At 70.3% G+C, this 6,626-nt stretch carries 4 protein-coding genes and 1 pseudogene; 1 reads left to right on the top strand and 4 read right to left on the bottom strand.

The window, feature by feature from the left end:
* Positions 1-568: 568 nt before the first annotated feature.
* A complete protein-coding gene (locus tag BQ8420_RS14570) occupies positions 569-1,975 on the top strand; it encodes a short-chain fatty acyl-CoA regulator family protein (protein WP_087099386.1) in 1,407 nt (468 codons plus the stop codon).
* On the opposite strand, the gene BQ8420_RS14575 is transcribed toward BQ8420_RS14570, so the two are convergent.
* From BQ8420_RS14575 to BQ8420_RS31950, 4 genes and pseudogenes are all read right to left on the bottom strand, one after another.
* Positions 1,972-3,522, bottom strand: coding sequence for a serine/threonine-protein kinase (locus BQ8420_RS14575; RefSeq protein WP_087099388.1), 1,551 nt, complete (start codon positions 3,520-3,522; stop codon positions 1,972-1,974). The two genes, BQ8420_RS14570 and BQ8420_RS14575, sit on opposite strands and share 4 nt — an antisense overlap.
* Positions 3,519-5,204, bottom strand: a complete 1,686-nt coding sequence (locus BQ8420_RS14580) for a serine/threonine-protein kinase (protein ID WP_087099390.1) — start codon at positions 5,202-5,204, stop codon at positions 3,519-3,521. The genes BQ8420_RS14575 and BQ8420_RS14580 overlap by 4 nt, the downstream gene beginning before the upstream one ends.
* Positions 5,205-5,259: 55 nt before the next feature.
* Positions 5,260-5,916 carry a hypothetical protein gene (locus BQ8420_RS14585; protein WP_087099393.1) on the bottom strand — a complete coding sequence of 219 codons (657 nt, stop codon included), beginning with the start codon at positions 5,914-5,916 and terminating at the stop codon, positions 5,260-5,262.
* A gap of 99 nt (positions 5,917-6,015) precedes the next feature.
* Positions 6,016-6,626: pseudogene (locus tag BQ8420_RS31950) on the bottom strand (hypothetical protein); the annotation flags it as partial.

Below are 6,626 nucleotides of genomic sequence, written 5' to 3' on the forward strand. Positions count from 1 at the left end.
GATTTCCACCCCAGGCCGACTGACCAGCGAAGATCCCACAAACTTAGCGGCATTGGGTCAAGGTGGAGCGCTCTCTCGGCGAAGCCGCCCCAGCGACGACCTTGACGCGCGTAGCGGAGACGGCCACAATCACGCGGCGGGGAAGGGGGAGACCACCCAAACCCCGCCCGACAGCCTCAGGGCACGAGACCCGAGGCGCACCACATACCCACCGCAACCCCGCCCAACAGCCAGCAGGAACACCCCCTCAGGCGCACCACCAACACACCCGACACCGCGCATCTGCCCCCAGGCAGCACGAAACCGGCGGAACCAAAGGCTCCCCCAATACGAGAAGACACCAATCCACCCACCTACCGCCACCCCTCCCTCACCCACCTGTGGATAACTCGAACCCACCCCTGCTGAGAACGGCTAAGGCCACCGCCGGCTCTTGCTAAGACTGCTAACGCTTGGACGGACACCTTCGGGTTAGCCTGGCGGAAACTACGGAACCCACGGAAACCACGGACGAGAACTGCGGGAACTGCCGGAACCGCCAGAACCGCGGAGACGTGAGGAGGCCACGGTGCGCAAGGTGTTCGCGGGTCCCCGGCTGCGCAGGCTGCGGCAGGAGCACTCCCTCAAACAGTCCGAACTCGCCCGGGAGCTGAGCATCTCCGCTGGTTACCTCAACCAGATGGAGCACAACCAGCGCCCGCTCAGCGTCCCCGTCCTCCTGCGCATCACCGAAGCATTCGGTGTGGACCCGAGCTTCTTCGCGACCGGGGACACGTCGCGGCTCATCGCCGAACTCCGTGAAGCGCTCACCGACGTCCCCACCGGGGACCAGGTCGGCTCCGAGGAGCTCGACGAACTCGCCTCCGCCATGCCCTCGGTCGCCCGAGCCCTCGTGGACCTGCACCGCCGGTACCGGGACGTCGCCGGCCAGGCCGCCGCGCTGGCGGAGGGTCGTGATGGGGGCGCTTCCTCCCTCACCCCGATGGCCTACGAACAGGTCCGGGACTTCTTCTACGAACGCCACAACTACATCGGCGAACTGGACGAGCTCGCCGAGGGACTGGCCCGCCGGGAAGGCGCCGAGCCGGGCAAGGCGCACCTGGTCCTCGCCCGACTCTTGGCCGAACGTCACGGGGTGCGGGTGGAGACCGTCGACCAACCCTCCCGGAACCGGACCTTCGACCCCGAACGGCGCGTGTTGTCGTTGGCCGCGCACCTGGGTCCGGGCCAACGGGCCTTCCAGCTCGGCACCCAGCTCGCCTTCCTGGAGCACGGCGATCTCTTGGACGAACTCACCCAAGGCGAGGAGCTCACCACCGAGCAAGCGGTCCGACTGGCGCGCATCGGCCTGGCCAACTATTTCGCGGGCGCGTTCGTCCTGCCCTACCGGGCCTTCCGGGAGACCGCCGAACGGGAACGCTACGACGTCGAACTGCTCGCCGACCGGTTCGGGGTGGGCTTCGAGACGGTCTGCCACCGCCTGTCCACGTTGCAGCGCCCCGGCCTGAAGGGCGTCCCGTTCTCGTTCGTACGGGTGGACCGGGCGGGCAACATGTCCAAACGCCAGTCCGCCACCGGCTTCCACTTCTCCCGCTCGGGTGGAACCTGCCCGTTGTGGAACGTCTACGCGGCGTTCTCCGCGCCGGGAGTCCTCCAACGGCAGATCGCGCAGATGCCCGACGGGCGCACCTACTTCTGGGTCGCGCGCACCGTCGCCCGGGGGTACGGGGGCTACGGGGCACCCGGAAAGACCTTCGCGGTGGGCCTGGGCTGCGAGCTTCGGCACGCCCACCGGCTCGTGTACTCCACCGGTCTGAACCTGGAGGACCCGTCGGCCGCCACCCCGATCGGTCTGGGCTGCAAGGTCTGCGAACGCCCGGCCTGCCCACAGCGGGCCTTTCCGCCGGCCGGCCGGGCGTTGCTGGTCAACGAGAACGTCGGCGCCGTCTCCCCTTACCCCGTGGCGGAACCCTAGGCGCAATCCTCCGCATCGGGGGACAAGGTGCCGGCGGGGGCGTCGTAACAGAGGCTCACCGGCGGGAAACCGGACACACCTGAGGCGAAGTCGGCGTCGGCGAAGGTGAGTTGTCCCTGGCCGGGGGCGTCGGGGAAGGTCAGGTCGAGTTCGTCGTCGATCTCCACCGGCCCGGGTGATTCCAGCGGCGCGAGCGGAGTCTCCGGGGTGGTGACGGTGAGCATCGCGGGAACGTCGTGCCCGTCCACCAGGTTGAGCACGCTCACGGAGAACCGCACCCCCTCGGACACCTCCTCCACCGAGGTCACGGACACGTAGGTGAGCGTCTGGAACTGGTCCGGGGTCACCTGGAACGTCGTGTACCCGTCGGGGGAGACGAACGTCTGGGCCTCCCACTCGGCGTTGATACCGAAGGGGGTCGGCTCGGGCGGGTCCCACTCGGGTTCCTGGGACGCTTCTCCGTCTACCTCCGTCCCCTCTCCGGTCTCGGCCGCCTGCGCGCCCACGGTCGTGCGCTCCCCGCCACCCTCCTGCCCGTCATCGGTGAGTGCCCGTGCGGCCAGCAGACCACCGCCCGCGGCACCGAGCACGAGCACGGCCGCGCCGGCCGCGAGCAGTGTCCGAGGCGTGCGTCGAGCCGGTGGCGTCGGAATCTCCGCACGGACCCCCCGCCACTCCCGGTCCAGGAGCGCGCCCACCGCGGCCGACGTCCCTTCCCCACCGGGGTGGCCGGTCAGCGCCGCCGTGATCCACGCCGCGGTGGGCCTGCGCGCGGGATCCTTGTCCAGTGCCGCGGTCACCAGGGGCAACAGGGGTTCGGGGACCCCGGCCAGATCGGGCGCCCGGTCCAGAACCCGGTGGGCCAGGGAATCGGTGGAACCCGAGCCGAAGGGCGGCCGACCGGTCGCCGCGAAGGCCACCAGCGCACCCCAGCCGAACAGGTCGGCGGCGGGTGTGGCTGCCGCTCCCCGCAGCACCTCGGGGGCGATCCACCCGGGTGTGCCCACGAGCCCACCGGTGCGGGTCAGGGCGGTTTCGTCGATGGCCCGGGCGATGCCGAAGTCCAGCACCTTGGGGCCGTCGGGGGCGAGGATGACGTTGCCGGGCTTGAGGTCGCGGTGCACGATCCCGGCGGTGTGCGCGGCGACCAGGGCCTCGGCGATCCCGGCGGCCGTCCCGCGCAGCAGGTTCGGCGGCAGTGGCCCGTGTTCTCGCACGTGGGCGGAGAGTGAGAGCCCGGGCACGAACTCGGTGACCAGCCATGGCACGCCACCGTCCCGACCGGACCCGAGCAGCGCGGGCACACAACGGCTCTCGACCCGCCCGAGCAGACGAATCTCCCGGGTGAACCGTTCGCGCAGCCCGGGGTCCTCGGTCAGTTCCTCACGGATGACCTTGATCGCCGTGTACTCGCCACGCCGCCCGATCCCGGCGTAGACGGTTCCCATGCCGCCGGTACCGATCCGGCCGACGACGCGCATGCCGCCGACGGTCTCCGGGTCGTCGGGGCGCAACGGGGAGAACACCGTGGTGGTGTGGCCGCTCATTCGGGTCGCTCCGCGGGACAGGGCACGTACTCCTCATCGGTCATGTCGACCGGAGGGTAGGGGTGCCAGTTCATGTAGCAGGTGTAGACACCGGCGACCTCGGCCTCGCCTCCGAGGGCGTTCGCGGCCGGCAGGTAGGTCAGCAGTCCGCTCTGCGGGGCGTCGGCGAAGTCCACGGCGAACTCCGCGTCGGGTGAGTCCGGGGAGACGGTGACGAGTACGTCGTCGGGGTCGGCGGTGTGCGCGGGACGTCCGTCGGCGGTGGGATCGTCGGGCAGCGGATCCCAGTCATCGCCCACTTCGAGGAGGCCGAGGTCGCCGGCCCGCAGGGTGAACTCACCCTCCTCGGCCAGATACTCCAGCTCACCGAACACCTGGACACCGCTCTGCTCTTGGACGTCGGCGAACACGGTGCCGACGTTGACGCTCGCCACCACGGACTCGGCCCGGTCCACCCCTTCCGGGAGGGCGGAACCGGCCCCGTCGAACCCGGGGGTGATGTCGAGGGTTCCGTTGGGATCGGCGTGCACCATGAACAGACCGTTCGAGGCGATCTCGACCGCCACCTGTTCGCCCACCCCCTGCTCGACCGCCCCCGCATCCGCCACTTCCCCGGTCTCCCCGGTCTCCACGGGCTCCTCCGCGAACCGGTCACCGGCCACCCACACGCCCGCCGCCACCAACACCAGCGCGGACACGGCGGCTCCCGCCGGCAGCCAGGGTCGACGCCGCCTCGGACGTCGACGCGGGGCCGGATCCCCGGTGAACACGGTGGGCGGGGGCGGTGCCTCCCACCCCTCCCGCAGCACTCGGGTGACGAGTTCGGTGGCCTCCGGTCCCGGACCGACCACCGTGGCCTGGTCCGCGCAGAGTAGTTCCGCGAGCGCCTGCTCCACGGTGGGCCTTCGGTTCGGGTCCTGCCCGGTCGCGGCCCGCACCAGCGGCATCAGTGCTTCGGGCACCCCCGCCAGATCCGGTTCTCCGTCCAGTACGCGAACGGCCATCGTCTCGGCCGATCCCGTCCCGAAGGGGGAGCGTCCGGTGGCGGCGTAGGCGACCAGCCCACCCCACGCGAAGACGTCCGCGGCGACGGAGGGCGGGCTGCCCCTCAGAAGTTCGGGGGCGACCCAACCCGGGGTGCCGAACAGTCCACCTGTACTGGTGATGGCGGTTTCGTCGATGGCCCGGGCGATGCCGAAGTCCAGCACCTTGGGGCCGTCGGGGGCGAGGATGACGTTGCCGGGCTTGAGGTCGCGGTGCACGATCCCGGCGGCGTGGATGGCGCGCAACGCCTCGGCGATTCCGGTCGCGAAGGCGTGCAGGGGCGCCCCGCTGAGGGGGCCGTGTTCGCGGACGTGTTGGCGCAGGGTCGGCCCCGACACGTACTCGGTGACCAACCAGGGTTGGTCCGCGTCGGTGTCCTGGGCCAGGAACCTCGGTACACACGGGCCGACGACCCGTCCGACCAGGTCGGCTTCACGGCGGAACCGCGCACGGAAGTCGGGGTCGGCGGCGAGGTCGCCATGGACGAGCTTGACGGCGACCAACTCACCGGCGGGGGACCGGGCCGCGTACACGGCGCCCATGCCTCCGGCACCGAGTCGACCCACGGTCCGGTATCCGCCGATATCGGCGGGATCGCGGGGCTTCAGGGGAGGAAAGGACGGAACATCGGCGGTCACGGGCGCTCCCGGGGGATGTGGACGCGAAGGTGTGCGCGGCGCGAGCGGGTGTTTCCTACTGGGGCCCGTGACCGTAGTACTGGCGCTGGCGTTCGGCGATCAGGCGACGCTGGAACCGGCCGCGTCGCACCGCCGTGGTGATGATGATCGTCAGTCCGAGCACCAGGCCCAGGACGGACGGGACGAGCGCCCACAAGAGGGTCGAACCCACGCCTCGCACGATCTCTACGCCACCGTCCCCGTTGTTCGTCACCGCGAACTCGGTGGTGGTGGAGGCGTCGGAACAGGACAGCGTGTACTCGCCGGCCTCGCTGATCTCCTGTGTCCCCACCAGGGACCAGCTCTCGGCGCCACTGTCGACGTTGTGGCTGTACCCCGGGCTGTCGAAGCCGGACTCGGTACCGTCGGGCAGCGTCAGGACGCACGCTTGCCCGTTACCGCCCGAGGACGAGTACAGACCGAGTTGGAACCCGGGGTCCTCCACGGTGAACGCGCTCTCCTGACCCGAGGTCACTCGGGCCTCGAAGTCGGCGATGCTCACCGTGGAGACCAGGGAGAACACGAAACCCATGATCGCCGTGACGAAGCCACCGACGATGACCAGCACGCCGATGACGAACCAGGCCCTCCCCGGTTTGATCTCGCGCGCGTCGACGTGGATGTTCGGGCGACCGTAGGGGCCGGGCTGACCGTAAGGCGGGGGATGGCTCATCGCAGTTCTACCTCGACCGGGGTGAAAGCGCCGGTGGGCGGTCCGCCGGCGGTTGTTCGTTGAGACGCGCGCCGGTCGGACTTCGTTGCACGAACCAGGTCAACCGTTTCGGCCGGCCGCCCCGCGTGCCCGTCGCGCCATGCGCTTCGGGTAGTTCGCCCTCCGGATCGCGAGGGTGATGAGCGTCGCGATCATCGTGACGACTCCGAGGAAGATGGTCCCGAAGATGGTCAACGCCAGGAACATGCCCCGCCGATCGGCGTCGTGGGCGGTGCGGGTCTCCGCGATCACGTGCGACTGTTCGAGGGCTCCTTCGCAGGTCAGTGTATAGAGGCCCGATGTGCGGACGTCCACCGAGTACTCCAGTCGCCAGTCGTCCCAGCGGTGGCCGACCTCGCGTTCGGTGATCCGGGGGTACCCGGGACCGTCGATGGCGCAGTTCCCCACGTGGAGTTCGGAGGGGGAGGAGTACAGGCCGAGCTCTCCGACGTCTTCGGGCGGGATGTAGAACTCGGTGGACCCGCGCCCCTCCACCACGTCGGAGACGAGGTCCGGGCTCTCGTCGGTATCGGACGCCCCACCGGCGAACAGCTGGAAGAGCAGCAACCCGGTGCCGAGGAAGACGAAGGGGATGAGCGGGCTGAGGAAGAACCACCTGCGCCGGGGGCGACGCTCCGCGGCCGGGATCGAGGGGGCCCGCGGGGGCGGCG

The sequence above is a fragment of the Nocardiopsis sp. JB363 genome (assembly GCF_900143625.1).
Classification (GTDB): domain Bacteria; phylum Actinomycetota; class Actinomycetes; order Streptosporangiales; family Streptosporangiaceae; genus Nocardiopsis.

What these genes read in the sequence shown, in the direction of transcription:
- BQ8420_RS14585 (WP_087099393.1), bottom strand. Translation starts at nt 5,916, where the DNA reads ATGAGCCATCCCCCGCCTTACGGTCAGCCCGGCCCCTACGGTCGCCCG.
- BQ8420_RS14575 (WP_087099388.1), bottom strand. Translation starts at nt 3,522, where the DNA reads ATGAGCGGCCACACCACCACGGTGTTCTCCCCGTTGCGCCCCGACGAC.